Here is a 14,604-nt window from a genome sequence, read left to right on the forward strand (position 1 = left end):
CCCTTCATCTCCTCTTTTCTATTTTTACTTTTGCTTGTTGTATTGCTTTTTCCATCATTTTTAGCGGTTGAGAAAGCATTCTTCCGTGTCCAACAGCAAGAAGTGACGGGTTTAATTCATATAGCTTTTCTGCACTTTTAAGCGCTAGCTCTTTGCTCCACGTTCCAAAGGCAGGAAACGGAAACAGCGGTTTTAACTGACCTGATACGGCAACTCCTCCCCGCACTTGGAAAGAATCTCCCGCAATTAATGCGTTTGTTCTCTGGTCTAAAAAAGACATAGACCCAGGTGTATGTCCAGGTGTAAAAATAGGAGCAAGTGAGCCTATATAAGACTCTTCTTCGATGAAATGATCAATTTTAGTTGAAATCTTTCCTAGTTTTGGTATTCCTCCACGGATTGGGTTTTGAGGTTCTTTAGAATTGAGTGCAAAGTCTCCTGAAAATAATCGATAATCTCTTTGCGACATATAAACAGAAGCATTCGGCAAACTTTTCTTCAAATTATCAATTGCTCCGATGTGATCTTCATGAGTATGAGTAAAAACAATTCGAGTAATCGGTTTTCCAATTTGATCTGCAGCTTTCAAAATACCTGACGCGCTGTAAGGAAAAGCCGCATCAATTAACGTAAGACTGTCTTTCTCTTCGACTAAATAACAATTCACTGGAAAAAATCGAGGCAAAAACGTCAATTGATACAACATTTTCTCACGAACTATTCTCATTTCCTCATCCCCTATTATCAAAATAAAAACTAATGATATTAGTTTTTATTTTAACTAATACCATTAGTTTTATCAATCATATATTGGAAAAAACAAAAAAGAGTGTGAGACATAACGAAATCGAGTGAATTTAAAGACAAACAAATGGAATAAAGGAGCTCGTATAGATCACTTGTTACACCGTCCCCACAAAAAAATCCGAACGCGGCTGATTCTTGATAGAGAATAACCGCGTTCGGATCTTACTTTAACTAAACTACTTTTGCCCTAATTAAACGTCTTTTCTTTCTCCCCTAGCAGCCACTACAATCGCACTGCCTTTCTTTAACTCTTCTTCATATTTTTTAGTTTCGTCTTTTGATAAGCCTAGCGAAGCCATTTTTGTTCGAAGCTCATCTTCTCTTGTTAAAAATAAACTCGCTGCTGAATGTAAAGGACCTTCTTCAGACAGTCGAATAATATTTGTGTCCGTGACTTCTGTTAAATTTTTAGAATTTTCCTTGTCATAGGTAAACACGTATACTTCATTTTTCTCAAAACCTTTATCTGCAAATTGATTAACTGCTTCGTTAATATTCGCTCCGTTTTCTACTACTTCAACATGTTTCATTATTTATAACCTCCTGTTTCTATCGCACATCTTTCTTTTATACTTAGTAAAAGAATGAACTTCTTACTACTATATATACCCGTTTTCAGAAAGGAAAACCCGCATTTAGCGCTTTACGGAGAGTTTGAATATCATTCCATATTATCCTTTAATTGTATTTACATCTCTTTTGATTAACGTATCTAAAACAATCATTCAGCTTATTTTCAGCTACCATTCATAAAAAATTCATCTGCATTGCTTATTATAATAAAGAAAAAAGGCGCTAATCAGGTACTTTCTACGCATAATGAATGTCTGTGTCAGAGTAAGCCGGATATGAATGCAACCATTCATATCCGGTTTTTTATATGAAAGAACTTCTAACAACATCCTGTCCTTGCACCTTATAACATACTATAATTCTCCGTATTAACTAAAAATTCAGGTTATATAGGAGGTTACAAATGAACAGCCATCCACAGCCACAGTTAAAAAAAGAGTTAAAGATCCGGCATATCACCATGATTTCTCTTGGAGGAATTATTGGCGCTGGATTGTTTATTGGAAGCGGATCACTCATTAACACCGCTGGACCCGGCTCTATTTTTTCGTACGCATTTGCTGGTTTACTCGTTATTTTAGTCATGCGAATGCTTGGAGAAATGTCTACTGCAAATCCTTCCAGCGGTTCGTTTTCCACTTATGCAAAAGAGGCATTAGGCCCTTGGGCCGGCTACACAATTGGCTGGCTCTACTGGTTTTTCTGGGTTATCGTTATTGCTGTTGAAGCCATTGCAGGTGCAAATATTATTCAATACTGGTTCCCGTCTTTACCGTCTTGGGGAGTTAGTCTGACTCTTACTTTTTTATTAACGATGACCAATCTGTACTCTGTTAAATCTTTCGGAGAATTTGAATATTGGTTTTCTCTCATTAAAGTTGTCAGTATCGTTCTTTTTTTACTTTTAGGTATTGCTATTATTTGTGGATTCATTCCAGGAATTGATTCTCCCGGCACTTCCAATCTTTTGCATAAAGGCGGCTTTTTACCGAATGGAATTAGCTCTGTATTTTTAGGAATCGCCCTTGTCATGTTCTCCTTTATGGGAACAGAAATTGTTGCAACCGCGGCAGGTGAATCTTCTCAACCTGAAAAAGCCATTACCATTGCGACCAATACCGTTATTTATCGTATTTTATTTTTCTATTTAGGATCTATTTTTATTTTAGTAACCGTTCTTCCGTGGAATTCATCAAGCCTAATGAAAAGCCCATTTGTCTCTATTCTTGAATTAGTAAACATACCGGCCGCCGCTCAAATTATGAACTTTATTATTTTAACAGCTGTCCTTTCTTGTCTGAATTCTGGTTTGTATACAAGCTCTCGTATGCTGTTTTCCATGTCTCAAAATGGTAATGCGCCAAAAAGCTTTTCAAAATTAAATAAAAAAGGCGTACCGGTTAGCGCGATATTAGCATGTACAGTTATTTCGTACATCAGCGTCATCTTTAACTATATTTCGCCAGATAAAATCTTTTTGTTCTTAGTGAATGCATCAGGCGGCGTAGCCCTTCTTGTGTACCTCGTTATTGCATTTTCACAAATTAAAATGAGAAAAAAATATGAAAAAGAAAACCCTGAAGCATTAAAAATTAAAATGTGGTTGTTTCCTTACTTAACTTACGCTACAATCCTTGCCATCACTAGTATCTTTATTGCCATGGCATTTATTGATTCATTGCGTTCGCAGTTCTTTTTAACTCTTTTAATTGCTTTACTCGTCGTAGGTTCGTTTTTCACTTTGACTAACATACTTTTGTCCCAGCCTCTTTTATTTAATCCGATAAATCTCCTACAATTTTTGTTCCGTGTAATTCAGTCGCCTGTGTGTCTTTTATAACCCGATCTGCGTTGCCTTCATGAATTCCTCCGCCGGGCAAAATAATAAGACGGTCATTGGCGTATGTGATCAGTTCTCGGATCACCTGCAAGTTTTGCAAAGCAGACCCTTTCCCACCTTTGGTCAAAATGCGGTCTGCTCCCATTTCACTAAGTATATCAATGGCTTTGTATTTATCTTTAATCTCATCAAATGCCATATGAAACGTAACGCTTAAAGGACGAGCTTCTGCTATTAATTCTTTAGTGCGTCCGTGATCGATTTCATTTTTTTCTGTTAATATGCCGAATACTACTCCGTTTACTCCAAGGTCTTTACATGCTTTAACGTCTTTTTTCATAATTTGAAATTCTGCTTCCCAATATACAAAGTTCCCGCTTCTTGGGCGAATAATCACGTTGATATCTGTATCAAGATGTTCACTTGCATGTTGAATGGTGCCGTAACTTGGCGTAGTGCCTCCTTGACTGAGATTGTCACATAATTCAATGCGGTCTGCTCCTAGCTTTTCGGCTTTTTTTGCCTGCTCATACCCTTCTACACACGCTTCTTTTATGTACTTCATACTTTCAACTCCTTTATTGGCTGTATAAATAAAGCCCATCTTTAAAAAGATGGACTTTCCTTTATTATTTAATCGCTTTATGAACTTTTAATTTCTTTCCTTTAATTGTTTTGTTTTTCATTGCTTGCAACACTTTGGGACCTTTTCCATTCAGAATCTCTACATACGAGACATTTTCTTGAATGGTAATAATTCCAATATCGTCTGCGGTTACTCCGTCTAATTTTGCGATTGTTCCTACAAAATCGACCGCTCGAATTTTCTTTTTCTTTCCGCCGTTAAAGTACAGCTTCATAATGTCTTTATTTAATGACTCGCTTTTATCTTTTTTAACTTCTGGACGCTCATTAATTTTTTCATTAAAAGCGAATGCTGCCTGCTGTACTTCTTCTTTAGAAGGAGGAGTAGATACTGGAATCGAAAAACCAATATATTCTTCAATTTCCGATAGCATTCTCTCTTCATAAGGCGTTACAAATGTGATAGCCTTCCCTTTTTTACCGGCACGTCCCGTTCTTCCCGTACGGTGAACGTAGCTTTCTTTTTCCAAAGGAAGGTCATAGTTAATAACGTGCGTGATATTATCAATATCAATTCCTCTCGCAGCTACATCTGTTGCTACTAAATAGCGGAATTTCCCTTTTTTGAAATCATTCATAACCTCAAAACGGTCTTCTTGCACCATTGCCCCATGAATTTTATCACAAGGATATCCAAGATCATCTAAATCATCTAACAGCGTATTTACCTGCTCTTGCGTGCGGCAAAAAATGATGCAGCTGTCTGGATTTTCTACTGTAGTTACGTCTTTCAGCAGTTCAAATTTACGTTCATTTTGTACTGTTATAACAGAATGGTCAATCGTGCTTGTTGTTAATCCGTTCGCTTTGATTTCAACATCAACCGGCTTCTTCATATATTTGCGAGACAGCTCTTCAATATCTTCAGGAAGCGTAGCCGAGAAAAGCATCGTTACACGCTCACTAGGAAGATGTTGAATAATTGCTTCCACTTGATCAATAAAACCCATATTTAGCATTTCGTCTGCTTCATCAATAACCAAATAACGAATTTTCTCTAATGCAAGCGTTTCTTTTTCTATATGATCAAGCACTCGTCCAGGCGTTCCCACGACAATATGTGTTTTTTGCTTTAATTCTACTTTTTGCTTGGCAAATGGTGATTTTCCATAGACAGCTGCTGCTTTAATTCTCTTAAAACGGCCGATATTGGTAATATCTTCTTTTACCTGTGCAGCCAGCTCTCGTGTAGGCGTTAACACTAAGGCCTGGGGCTTATTTTCTTCCCAATTAACTAATTCACACAGTGGAATGCCAAAGGAAGCCGTTTTTCCACTTCCTGTTTGAGACTTCACGACAACATCTCTTTCTTCTAGCGCGATGGGAAGCACCTTGCTTTGTACTTCCGTAGGATGATTGTATTGCAGGCTAGAAAGTGCCTTAGCTACCTTGTCACTAAGACCGTATTGACTAAAACTTCTTTGATTCATTTTGTACCCTCATTTATTTTAAATTAGTGATTATCTTTATCATGACCTGATGCACTATGTTTCATTATACTTTAATTCTTCTATGCGCGCTCAAGATTTAATATAGCATTGGTTTGTTAAGCCAAAGAGAAAAGCCGCTCTCTTATTAATAAGAAAACGGCTTTGGTATGAGCGATGAGGGATTCGAACCCCCGACCCCATCCCTGTCAAGGATGTATTCTCCCACTGAACTAATCGCTCGTAATATGTATTGACTATATTATAGAAAGAGTTATCCAATTTTGTCAACTATTTTTCCACAGTCCCCAAGTTGGAAGAACCGTCTTTACTTTTGATAAACTAAAAACATGCCATAAAGGAGCATGACGGGATGAAAGCACACGCTGAATTTTATTTTGATTTTGTCTGTCCACTATGTTTTCTAGCCACTAATCCTTTAAGAGAAGTCAGTAAAGAACAAAAAGCTGAGATTGAAAGAATTTACTTCCAAAGAAACCATTGAAAAAACGCTGTTACATGAATATTCTGCTAAGCTTAAAGACAAAGAGAAATGATTCACTAAGAGGTGTATTTGATGAATATTAATTATTATTTTAGTCGGTTTTTAGCTAAGAAACCGGATAGTCCAACGTATGAAAACTTAGCTGCTTTACAGAACAAGCATATGCTTCATGTTCCGTTTGAGAACTTAGACGTTTTGTCTCAAACTCCTATTATCATTGATTTAGAACGGATCTTTCAAAAAGTAATTGTAAATTTGCGCGGAGGATTTTGCTACGAATTAAACGGTTTATTTGGCTGGCTGTTAAAAGAAAGCGGTTATGAAGTCTCGTACGTTTCAGCTACCGTCAAAAAACCCGATGGCACGTGGACCATTGAAGGAAGTCACGCTACAAACCTTGTGACGGTTAAAAATCAGTCTTATATCGTAGACGTTGGATTTGGAGATTCTGTTCGCAAGCCAATGCCTTTAAATGGCGAAGTAGTAAGAGATGTAAGCGGCTCTTATCGTATGACAAACGTTGCTGAGCATATGTATGATTTGCAGCGATGGGAAGATGATGTATGGAAAACGCTGTACCGTGTGTCTACGCTTCCTAAGAAACTGACAGACTTTACTCCCATGTGTGAGTTCAATCAAACGTCAGCTGATTCTCCGTTTGTACACAAACGCCTTGTTACGATCGCAACACCTACAGGGCGAATTACCCTCTCTGGTGAAACACTAACTGTAACAGACAGCGGAAAAAAGACGAAAAGAAACGTTTCAGAAGAAGAAGTTCCTGATATTTTGCAAAATCATTTTTATATTATTAAAGGGTTTTATTAATATGTCCTTACACAAAAAACCGGCCTCTTATGGGGTCGGTTTTTGTATAGGAGTAATCATCCTGTTTTCTACAGGCGACTTTAAAATAATTGAGGTATTCACATTTCCATAAGGAATCAGTTCATCCACGAGCATTCTAAGTCCATCCATTCCAGACACGGCTGCTTTGATAAAATAAGAAACCGGTCCCGTTACGCGATGACATTCAAGCACATCTTCATTTTGCTCAATAAAGTCTTCAAATTCCTCTGGTTTTCTTTTTAATTCGCTTACTTGAATAAACAGCTGTGTATCTCTCCCTAAAGCTTTCGGAGACACCGTAGCGCTGAAACGCTGTATCACTCCTCGTTCCTGAAGGCGCTGCAGCCTTTCTGATACGCTCGGACGGCTAAGAGCCAGCTTTTTTGATAAATCACTAATCGTCATACGCCCGTCTCTTTGCAAAATAGACAATAATTGTGCATCGATTTGATCCATACAAACCTTTCCTTTCAAAATGAATATAATAAATAAAATCTTTATTCAAGTTGATAACAGAACAAGTATTATTTCCTTCATTTATACATGTGTTTTCTTTATTTAATATCCTATCATTAAAGTAGATAATTGAAAATGAAAATTCCGAAAAAACAAACAAAGGGGTTTATTTATGAAAAAAGTTTTATGGATTATTCTTGGATGTACGATTGCAAGTATTGGTGTTCTTATCTTGCGGCACTCTCACGTAGTGACGGGGGGAACAGCTGGTCTGTCTCTTAGCTTGTCATATGCCCTTCCTTTGTCGTTTGCGGTGATTTTTTTTCTCATTAATATTCCTTTTTATCTCTTTTCCTTCTTTCAAATGGGATGGAAATTTACCGTCACAACTATAGGATCAGTGTCTTTGCTATCACTTCTCACTTCACTCGATCACTTGCTTCCTGCTTTTACACTTCCCAGTCTGATGGGTGCTGTTACGGGCGGACTAATTGCCGGTCTTGGCTTATCCATTTTATTTATGAACGGAGCTTCTCTTGGGGGTGCTAATATTCTAGCGTTATTCGCGCAGCGAAAATTCGGTTGGGATCCTGGAAAAGTGAATTTTTCATTTGATTTCCTCGTCGTGCTGTCGAGCATGTATTCAATTGGATTTTCAAAAGGAATTTTCTCTGTTATGTCCATTGCGATTACAGGGTTTGTCATCAGCTATTTCAAACAAAAAATTGCTTTACACAATCAATCGACACCCACTGCTGCCACACAGCCTTTAGATAATGTACTCTCTAAATAAAAAACACGATTTAGCTGTGACTAAATCGTGTTTTTCGTTTAAAGCTTTTCTACTTTTATAAAATCAAATTGGGCCTCATATCCTTCTCCTTGAGGACTACAAGCGTAAATCCCAACTTGAACAGGTTCTTTGGATGAGTGCAATAAGTGAGCGAGTCGGAGCTGAGTCCAGGAATCTCCATCACTTGAATAACAAACGGTGTAATCATCATTTTTGCGCTGAATTTTAAAATAAAGCGCTGATTTGTTTTGAGTAAAATTTTGACTGGACCAATCTGAGAAGCCCTGGTTGGTTACGACTGCTCCTAATTGGTTAGGGCCATCGGGATTGTATTCAACTGACGTTTTGATCCACGTATCTTTTGATACACGAATCATGAGACCTGCTTGATCGTAGCGATTAACTGGATATGTATGCACCTTTGTCATGATTTCAAAGTCGCCTTCTACTTCACGATAAAGAAAGTGTCCATTGTCCGCTTCAAAGCCATAATGAGTACGCTGCCAAAAATCTGTTTTAGCGTCTGTTTTAATCACTAATCGATTCGTTTCCGTATCAATTTGAAATTGAGCTGGTGGACAATACCAAGAAACGTCTGAATCTAATTTTCCTTCTGAAAAGTTTGTGAAAAATACTAGTTGATTACTCACTCTCTGTCATTCCCTTCTTAGAAGCTATTGTTCTTCTATTTCTATTTTGCCATAATTTAACGAATAAATAAAATATTTTGATTATTTTTCTAGTAAATTCTTTTCTTTCATAAAAAAATAAGACTCTTTTACATAGAGTAAAAGAGTCTTATTTTTAGATTATTGCATTTAGAATAAGTGCTCCTGCAAAAGCAATAAAGGATAGAAGCGTTTCCAGAACAGTCCATGTTTTGAACGTTTCTTTTACTGTTAATCCTAAATACTCCTTCACCATCCAGAATCCAGCATCATTAACGTGAGAGAACATTAGTGAACCCGCGCCCGTAACAATAACCAGAAGTTCTAAATTAACACCAGACATGTGCTCAATGATCGGTGAAACAATACCCGCCGCTGTTGTTAATGCAACTGTTGCTGAACCTGTAGCGATACGGATTAATCCAGCAATTAAAAATGCAAGTACAAGTGGTGATAGAGATAGATGTTCAGACATTTGACCAATCGTTGTACCTACTCCACTATCGATTAATACTTGTTTGAAGCCACCGCCTGCACCAATAATCAAGACAATAGATCCTACAGGAAGCAAGCATTCTTCCGTTAGTTTTTTAATCACATCTTTTGTCATACCTTGACGTTTTCCAAGCAGGTAAAACGCTGCAAAACAAGAAATTAAAAGTGCAATTAATGGACTTCCTATTAATTCTACAAACTTCACTACGCCGCTTGGCAATCCGTTAATAATAGGCACTATTGCTGCTAAAACCATTAATAAAACAGGAAGTAAAATAACAAAGAATGAAACGCCTGTACCAGGAAGATCTTTAGATGTTGTCGTGATACGAATTAAATCCGGCTCTCCTTCTGGAATTACTCGTTTGTTAACCCATTTTGCAAAAACTGGTCCAGCGATAACTGCTGCTGGAATTGAAATGATTAACGCGTATAAAAGCACTTTCCCCGTATTTGCTCCGTAAATACTAATAGCTGCCATCGCTCCCGGATGAGGAGGAACGAGACCGTGAACAATTGATAATCCTGCAATAACTGGCAGAGCAATGAATAATATATTTTGTTTTGTTGTTTTATGAATCGAAATAACTAAAGGCAGTAAGATTAAAATTCCTACTTCGAAGAAAACAGGAATACCAATAATGAAACCTGCTACTAGCATTGCCCAAGGCAATCTTTTCACACCGAATATTCTTACAAAATAATCCGCTACCTGCATGCCAGCGCCTGAATCAGCCATCAGCTTACCTAAAATTGTTCCCAGTGCTAAAATTCCTACTAAGTGTCCTAAAACACCGCCCACTCCCGTTTCGTAAGCGGCAACAATTTTATCCATTGATAACCCAGAAGCAATTGCTAAAAACAAACTCGCAACCGTTAAACTGATAAACGCATGCCATTTAAAAACTGAAACACCTACAATAACAATAACAATTGCGACAACCGTAATAGCTAATAAGTATGCATCCATCTTGCTTTCCACCTTCCCTTTAAGTAAACGCTTTCTTTATGTAGCAAAAAAGCTCTAAACCTGTTAATTTTTTAAAAAATACGTTTTAATTATCGAAATCGTTTACATTAATTAAATCAGAAAACGATTTCATCTTTTTATTACTTAAATTATATGAAAAAAAAATTCTTAAATCAATAAAAAAACTCAAAAAAATTTTATCAATTTTCTTCCATAGAGTTTCAACGCACAAAAAAATCCAATCATGTTAATGATTGGATTTATCTTATTTATTTAGTGATGGTGGGATCAGCGGTTTGACTGTCGATAATTGGTTTTTCGCTTGTTTTTAACGTTATTTCTTCATATTCTCCCGGCGCTAATACACTTTTATCTCCTCTCATGAGATACGTATAGGCGATGATAGAAATGAATAGACCAAATGTCCAGGCATTATCCCATAAAAAGCGCAGTCCAGGAATCAGTAAGCCTAAAACAGGTATGGCCACGCCAATTACTAATGCATAAATACCGTTTTTATTAAAACCAGTTGAATAACTATAGCGACCGTTTACCTCGTATAAATCCTTTAATGCCATCTGTCTCCTTCTTACAAGCCAGTAGTCAGCAATGGCGATCCCGTCTATAGGACCAAGCAGCGCTCCGTATGTTCCAAGCCATCCAAAGATATAATTCCCGAAATTAGACATGATGTACCATGGCTGAAGCAAAATAGCAAAGATACCGGTTACTAGCGCTCCCATCGCAAACGTGATTTTCTTTGGATTCAGATTCTCAATTGCACGGGCCGGCGCCACAATATTTGCTCCCACATTAATCGTTAAAGAAGAAAGCACGATAACGATTGTTCCTAAGAAAATGATAAACGGAGGGAATTTAGCTACTAACGCCACTGGATCCCAAATAGCTTCTCCGAATATAACGATGGTTGCCGAGGTAACAGCAATTCCAATAAATGAAAAAACACTCATCGTCAACGGCAAGGAGAAGGTTTGCGCAACCATTTGGGATTTCTGGCTTCTAGCATATCGACAAAAATCCGGAATGTTCAAAGCGAGCGTAGCCCAAAATGCAATGACTCCGGTTAAAGCAGGGAAAAATACAGCTAGAAATTCTCCGGTGGATGTAAATTTAGAAGGCGTAGATAAAATGGGTCCCCACCCTCCTGAGTTTGTATAAGCCCATATAAAAAGAATAATAGCTGAAATACCAATAACCGGAGCAGCAATCGCTCCTAACACTTTAATTGCTTGCGGTCCTTTATACGCCACTCCTACATTTAAAAGCCAAAAGAGAGCAAATACAATGGCTGTATGACCAGCTAAACCATTCCAAGATGAAAATGAAGCGCTTAGCAGTGTATCAATTGCTTCCGTTCCAATCCATGTATTAATTCCAAACCATCCAGCAGCCACAATAGCCCTAGCCAGTGCTGGGATATGTGCTCCTTTATCTCCAAACCACAGGCGGGCAAATACCGGATAAGGAATGCCAAACTTGGTTCCAGCGTGAGAATTAAGCAAAATAGGAATAAGAACAATTACATTTCCTAAAAAGATTGTACCAATTGCCTGCCACCAGTTCATTCCAAGCGTCATCATTCCGCTCGCCATTGTGTAAGCTGGAATACACAGACACATCCCAATCCAAAGCGTGGCAAAGTTAACTCCTTTCCAAGAATGTTCTTTCATCGTAGTAGGACGTAAATCTTCATTCCAAAGATCGCTTCCGCTCAGCTGATTGTGCGTCTCATCTGTGAGCGTCACAATTCCATCTTGCTCGATTTGTGTTTTCATCCATAAAACCCCTTTTCATAAAATAAGTTCATTTCAAAAAACAAATTTTATTTGAATTTTCTGAAATATAAAGGCGTTTGTGACGATTCCTTCTAGTATGTGATAAATACTAACGTTATTCCTTATTATATTTAATGCGAAACAGGGATACACTGGACAAATTGTAACATTATTTGAGGGAACTTTTATATATTGTGTAGTGTTAACTCTTTTGGTTGTTAGATAACCTAACACACAAAAAATCATCGCCTGAAAGCTTCAAGCGATGATTTTTGAACTTAATGTACGTATTTTTTTTGAAAAGCCGTAATGCTTTCGTATTCTTCTTTAAATAAACGAGCCAAACGAATATAGATAGTCGTTAACTCTTTATATACTTCACTGTTTTCTTTGATTGGATAATGATGATTAGTCGCTCCAACCATATCAGAAACAACGTTTAATGAGTCGACTTCGCCAAGGCTATATAAGCCAAGAATAACTGCTCCTAGACATGAACTTTCAAAGCTTTCCGGCACGGATACTTCTTGGTTAAAAATATCTGCCATCATTTGGCGCCAAAGTGCGGAACGTGCAAATCCGCCTGTTGCCTGAATTTTAGTAGGTTCTCCAATTAACTCTTCAAGTGCCAATAATACCGTATACAAGTTAAAAATAACGCCTTCTAATACGGCGCGAATCATATGTTCTTTTTTATGATGCAAACCTAGGCCAAAGAACGAACCTTTAGCATTTGCATCCCAAAGCGGCGCACGCTCTCCTGACAGGTATGGATGAAACAATAAGCCGTCTGCTCCAGGTTTCACTAAAGCCGCAATATCCGTTAATACTTCATATGGATCTTTTCCAAGACGTTTAGCTGTTTCGACTTCCGACGCTCCAAATTGATCACGAGCCCATCTAAAAATCATGCCTCCGTTATTTACAGGGCCGCCAATTACCCAGTGGTCTTCTGTCAACGCATAACAGAAAATACGACCTTTAGGATCGACTACTGGCTTGTCAGTGACTGCTCGAATAGCTCCGCTTGTCCCAATTGTTACTGCAACAACGCCTGGTTCAATCGCATTTACACCTAAGTTTGATAATACGCCATCGCTTGCACCTACAATAAAGGGCGTATCCGGCAGTAAGTGCATCTCAACTGCAAGCTCTGTGTTTAGCCCTTTCACTTGATGCATAGTTGAAACAGGAGTGGATAGCTGATCTGTCGTCACACCTGCTACTTTTAATGCTTCTTCATCCCACGCAAGATTTTTCAGATTAAATAAACCTGTTGCTGATGCAATCGAATAGTCGATCACATATTCGTTAAACAACTTAAAGAATACATATTCTTTAATTGAAATAAACTTATGTGTTCCCTTCACTAATTCAGGCTGTTCATTAGAAAGCCATGTTAGCTTGGAAAGTGGCGACATCGGGTGAATAGGCGTGCCTGTACGTAAATAAATCTCATGGCCGTTGTATTCATTTTTAATTTTTTCCGTCCATTCTGCACTTCTATTATCGGCCCACGTAATACATTTTGTCAGCGGCTTTCCCTGCTGATCAACGGCAATAACACTGTGCATAGCTGAGCTGAATGAAACGCATAAAATATCCTCAGGTTTTACATCGCTTGTTTTTACAACCGTTTGAATGGTACGTACAACTGCTTGAAAAATTTCTTCAGGATCTTGCTCAGCCATCGCGGGCGTAGGCGAGTATAGTGGATACTCAATCCCATGGTTAGCAATGACTGTACCGTCTACTGAAAATAATACAGACTTTGTACTCGTTGTTCCGATATCTACACCTATTGCATATTTTTTGCTCATGCTGCTGTCCCCCTACTTTACTACTTTACTTATTTACAACACCGTGACCGCCGAATTCATTTCGAAGTGCTGCTACAACTTTTCCTGTAAATGTATCTTCCTCTAATGAACGATAGCGCATCATTAGCGATAAAGCAATAACAGGAGTTGCCGTTTGAAGATCAAGGGCAGTCTCTACGGTCCATTTCCCTTCACCAGAAGACTGCATGACTCCTTTAATACTATCTAGTTTAGGATCTTTTGAAAACGCATTTTCCGTTAGTTCCATTAACCAAGAGCGAACGACAGATCCGTTATTCCAAACGCACGCTACGGCTTCATAGTCGAAATCAAACTGACTTTTTTCCAGAACTTCAAATCCTTCAGCAATGGATTGCATCATTCCATATTCTACACCATTATGAACCATTTTTAAAAAGTGACCGCTTCCGCTTTTGCCTGCGTACATAAATCCATTTTCTACGCAAATATCACTAAAAATTGGTTCAATTGTACGGAATGCTTCTGCATCTCCGCCAATCATTGTACACGCTCCGTTTCTTGCACCTTCCATTCCGCCGCTTGTCCCTACATCAAAGAAGTAAATACCTTTTTCCTGAAGATCCTGAGCACGTCGAACAGATTCTTTATAATTAGAGTTTCCTCCATCTATTACAATATCTCCTTCTGACAGAAGTTCTTTTAGTTCTGTAATCACATTTTCCGTTACTTCTCCAGCCGGAACCATAACCCATACAACTTTAGGTGAAGCAGGCAGTTCGTTGACTAACTCTTCAATAGTAAAGGCACCAGCTGCTCCTTCATTTGAAAGTTTTTCTACCGCTTCTTTATTCACATCATAAGCTACAACTTCATGATGATTGTCCATTAAATTTAATGATAAATTATATCCCATTTTTCCTAAACCGATTAATCCAATTTTCATTTTACAAACTCCCTTTGAAAAAAAATTTCACATTA

Annotated in this window: 13 protein-coding genes and 1 tRNA gene; 3 read left to right on the plus strand and 11 right to left on the minus strand. The window is 37.9% G+C overall.

Going from position 1 to position 14,604, the window contains the following annotated elements; translation table 11 throughout:
* Nucleotides 1-4 precede the first annotated feature (4 nt).
* Nucleotides 5-727, minus strand: coding sequence for an MBL fold metallo-hydrolase (locus AC1VNJ_RS11065; protein WP_482640803.1), 723 nt, complete (start codon nucleotides 725-727; stop codon nucleotides 5-7).
* A gap of 271 nt (nucleotides 728-998) precedes the next feature.
* Nucleotides 999-1,337 carry a YflT domain-containing protein gene (locus AC1VNJ_RS11070; RefSeq protein WP_098625959.1) on the minus strand — a complete coding sequence of 113 codons (339 nt, stop codon included), beginning with the start codon at nucleotides 1,335-1,337 and terminating at the stop codon, nucleotides 999-1,001.
* 446 nt (nucleotides 1,338-1,783) lie between these two features.
* Between AC1VNJ_RS11070 and AC1VNJ_RS11075 the strand changes: the two genes are divergently transcribed.
* Complete coding sequence (locus AC1VNJ_RS11075) at nucleotides 1,784-3,220, plus strand: amino acid permease (protein WP_482640804.1); 1,437 nt, start codon at nucleotides 1,784-1,786, stop codon at nucleotides 3,218-3,220.
* Here the strand turns inward: AC1VNJ_RS11075 and AC1VNJ_RS11080 are convergent.
* From AC1VNJ_RS11080 to AC1VNJ_RS11090, 3 genes are all read right to left on the minus strand, one after another.
* Nucleotides 3,156-3,785: a copper homeostasis protein CutC gene (locus AC1VNJ_RS11080; protein ID WP_482640805.1), complete on the minus strand. Its 630-nt coding sequence runs from the start codon at nucleotides 3,783-3,785 to the stop codon at nucleotides 3,156-3,158. The genes AC1VNJ_RS11075 and AC1VNJ_RS11080 overlap by 65 nt on opposite strands.
* Before the next feature lie 64 nt (nucleotides 3,786-3,849).
* Nucleotides 3,850-5,295: a DEAD/DEAH box helicase gene (locus tag AC1VNJ_RS11085; protein WP_034269394.1), complete on the minus strand. Its 1,446-nt coding sequence runs from the start codon at nucleotides 5,293-5,295 to the stop codon at nucleotides 3,850-3,852.
* Nucleotides 5,296-5,463: 168 nt separating this feature from the next.
* A tRNA-Val gene (locus AC1VNJ_RS11090) sits at nucleotides 5,464-5,535 on the minus strand.
* 334 nt (nucleotides 5,536-5,869) lie between these two features.
* Between AC1VNJ_RS11090 and AC1VNJ_RS11095 the strand changes: the two genes are divergently transcribed.
* On the plus strand, nucleotides 5,870-6,625 hold the full coding sequence (locus tag AC1VNJ_RS11095; RefSeq protein WP_028412326.1) for an arylamine N-acetyltransferase family protein: 756 nt from the start codon (nucleotides 5,870-5,872) through the stop codon (nucleotides 6,623-6,625).
* Nucleotides 6,626-6,652: 27 nt separating this feature from the next.
* On the opposite strand, the gene AC1VNJ_RS11100 is transcribed toward AC1VNJ_RS11095, so the two are convergent.
* Nucleotides 6,653-7,102, minus strand: coding sequence for an Lrp/AsnC family transcriptional regulator (locus tag AC1VNJ_RS11100; RefSeq protein ID WP_034269385.1), 450 nt, complete (start codon nucleotides 7,100-7,102; stop codon nucleotides 6,653-6,655).
* Between the two features lie 172 nt (nucleotides 7,103-7,274).
* On the opposite strand from AC1VNJ_RS11100, the gene AC1VNJ_RS11105 reads away from it, so the two are divergent.
* Nucleotides 7,275-7,895, plus strand: coding sequence for a YitT family protein (locus tag AC1VNJ_RS11105; protein ID WP_033578070.1), 621 nt, complete (start codon nucleotides 7,275-7,277; stop codon nucleotides 7,893-7,895).
* Nucleotides 7,896-7,933: 38 nt separating this feature from the next.
* On the opposite strand, the gene AC1VNJ_RS11110 is transcribed toward AC1VNJ_RS11105, so the two are convergent.
* The 5 genes from AC1VNJ_RS11110 to gnd all read right to left on the minus strand — a co-directional run bounded on the left by AC1VNJ_RS11110 (nucleotide 7,934) and on the right by gnd (nucleotide 14,569).
* The gene (locus AC1VNJ_RS11110) at nucleotides 7,934-8,545 is read right to left on the minus strand and encodes a DUF1349 domain-containing protein (protein WP_028412329.1); all 612 of its coding nucleotides are present in this window, start codon (nucleotides 8,543-8,545) and stop codon (nucleotides 7,934-7,936) included.
* A gap of 154 nt (nucleotides 8,546-8,699) precedes the next feature.
* Nucleotides 8,700-10,028 (minus strand): GntT/GntP/DsdX family permease, encoded by a 1,329-nt coding sequence (locus tag AC1VNJ_RS11115; protein ID WP_482640806.1) that lies wholly within the window; start codon nucleotides 10,026-10,028, stop codon nucleotides 8,700-8,702.
* A 269-nt stretch (nucleotides 10,029-10,297) separates the two neighbouring features.
* Nucleotides 10,298-11,824 (minus strand): NCS1 family nucleobase:cation symporter-1, encoded by a 1,527-nt coding sequence (locus AC1VNJ_RS11120; protein ID WP_033578068.1) that lies wholly within the window; start codon nucleotides 11,822-11,824, stop codon nucleotides 10,298-10,300.
* 278 nt (nucleotides 11,825-12,102) lie between these two features.
* Nucleotides 12,103-13,644, minus strand: coding sequence for a gluconokinase (gene gntK / locus AC1VNJ_RS11125; protein WP_028412332.1), 1,542 nt, complete (start codon nucleotides 13,642-13,644; stop codon nucleotides 12,103-12,105).
* Nucleotides 13,645-13,669: 25 nt separating this feature from the next.
* The gene (gene gnd, locus AC1VNJ_RS11130; RefSeq protein WP_482640807.1) at nucleotides 13,670-14,569 is read right to left on the minus strand and encodes a phosphogluconate dehydrogenase (NAD(+)-dependent, decarboxylating); all 900 of its coding nucleotides are present in this window, start codon (nucleotides 14,567-14,569) and stop codon (nucleotides 13,670-13,672) included.
* Nucleotides 14,570-14,604: the final 35 nt, after the last annotated feature.

Source organism: Priestia sp. 3CA3 (assembly GCF_056836725.1).

Excerpts from the sequence above, each read along its gene's own strand:
- AC1VNJ_RS11120 (WP_033578068.1), bottom strand. The coding sequence starts at position 11,824 with ATGAAAACACAAATCGAGCAAGATGGAATTGTGACGCTCACAGATGAG.
- gnd (WP_482640807.1), bottom strand. The coding sequence starts at position 14,569 with ATGAAAATTGGATTAATCGGTTTAGGAAAAATGGGATATAATTTATCA.
- AC1VNJ_RS11070 (WP_098625959.1), bottom strand. The coding sequence starts at position 1,337 with ATGAAACATGTTGAAGTAGTAGAAAACGGAGCGAATATTAACGAAGCA.
- AC1VNJ_RS11065 (WP_482640803.1), bottom strand. The coding sequence starts at position 727 with ATGAGAATAGTTCGTGAGAAAATGTTGTATCAATTGACGTTTTTGCCT.
- AC1VNJ_RS11075 (WP_482640804.1), top strand. The coding sequence starts at position 1,784 with ATGAACAGCCATCCACAGCCACAGTTAAAAAAAGAGTTAAAGATCCGG.
- AC1VNJ_RS11100 (WP_034269385.1), bottom strand. The coding sequence starts at position 7,102 with ATGGATCAAATCGATGCACAATTATTGTCTATTTTGCAAAGAGACGGG.
- AC1VNJ_RS11085 (WP_034269394.1), bottom strand. The coding sequence starts at position 5,295 with ATGAATCAAAGAAGTTTTAGTCAATACGGTCTTAGTGACAAGGTAGCT.
- AC1VNJ_RS11105 (WP_033578070.1), top strand. The coding sequence starts at position 7,275 with ATGAAAAAAGTTTTATGGATTATTCTTGGATGTACGATTGCAAGTATT.
- AC1VNJ_RS11095 (WP_028412326.1), top strand. The coding sequence starts at position 5,870 with ATGAATATTAATTATTATTTTAGTCGGTTTTTAGCTAAGAAACCGGAT.
- AC1VNJ_RS11115 (WP_482640806.1), bottom strand. The coding sequence starts at position 10,028 with ATGGATGCATACTTATTAGCTATTACGGTTGTCGCAATTGTTATTGTT.
- gntK (WP_028412332.1), bottom strand. The coding sequence starts at position 13,644 with ATGAGCAAAAAATATGCAATAGGTGTAGATATCGGAACAACGAGTACA.
- AC1VNJ_RS11080 (WP_482640805.1), bottom strand. The coding sequence starts at position 3,785 with ATGAAGTACATAAAAGAAGCGTGTGTAGAAGGGTATGAGCAGGCAAAA.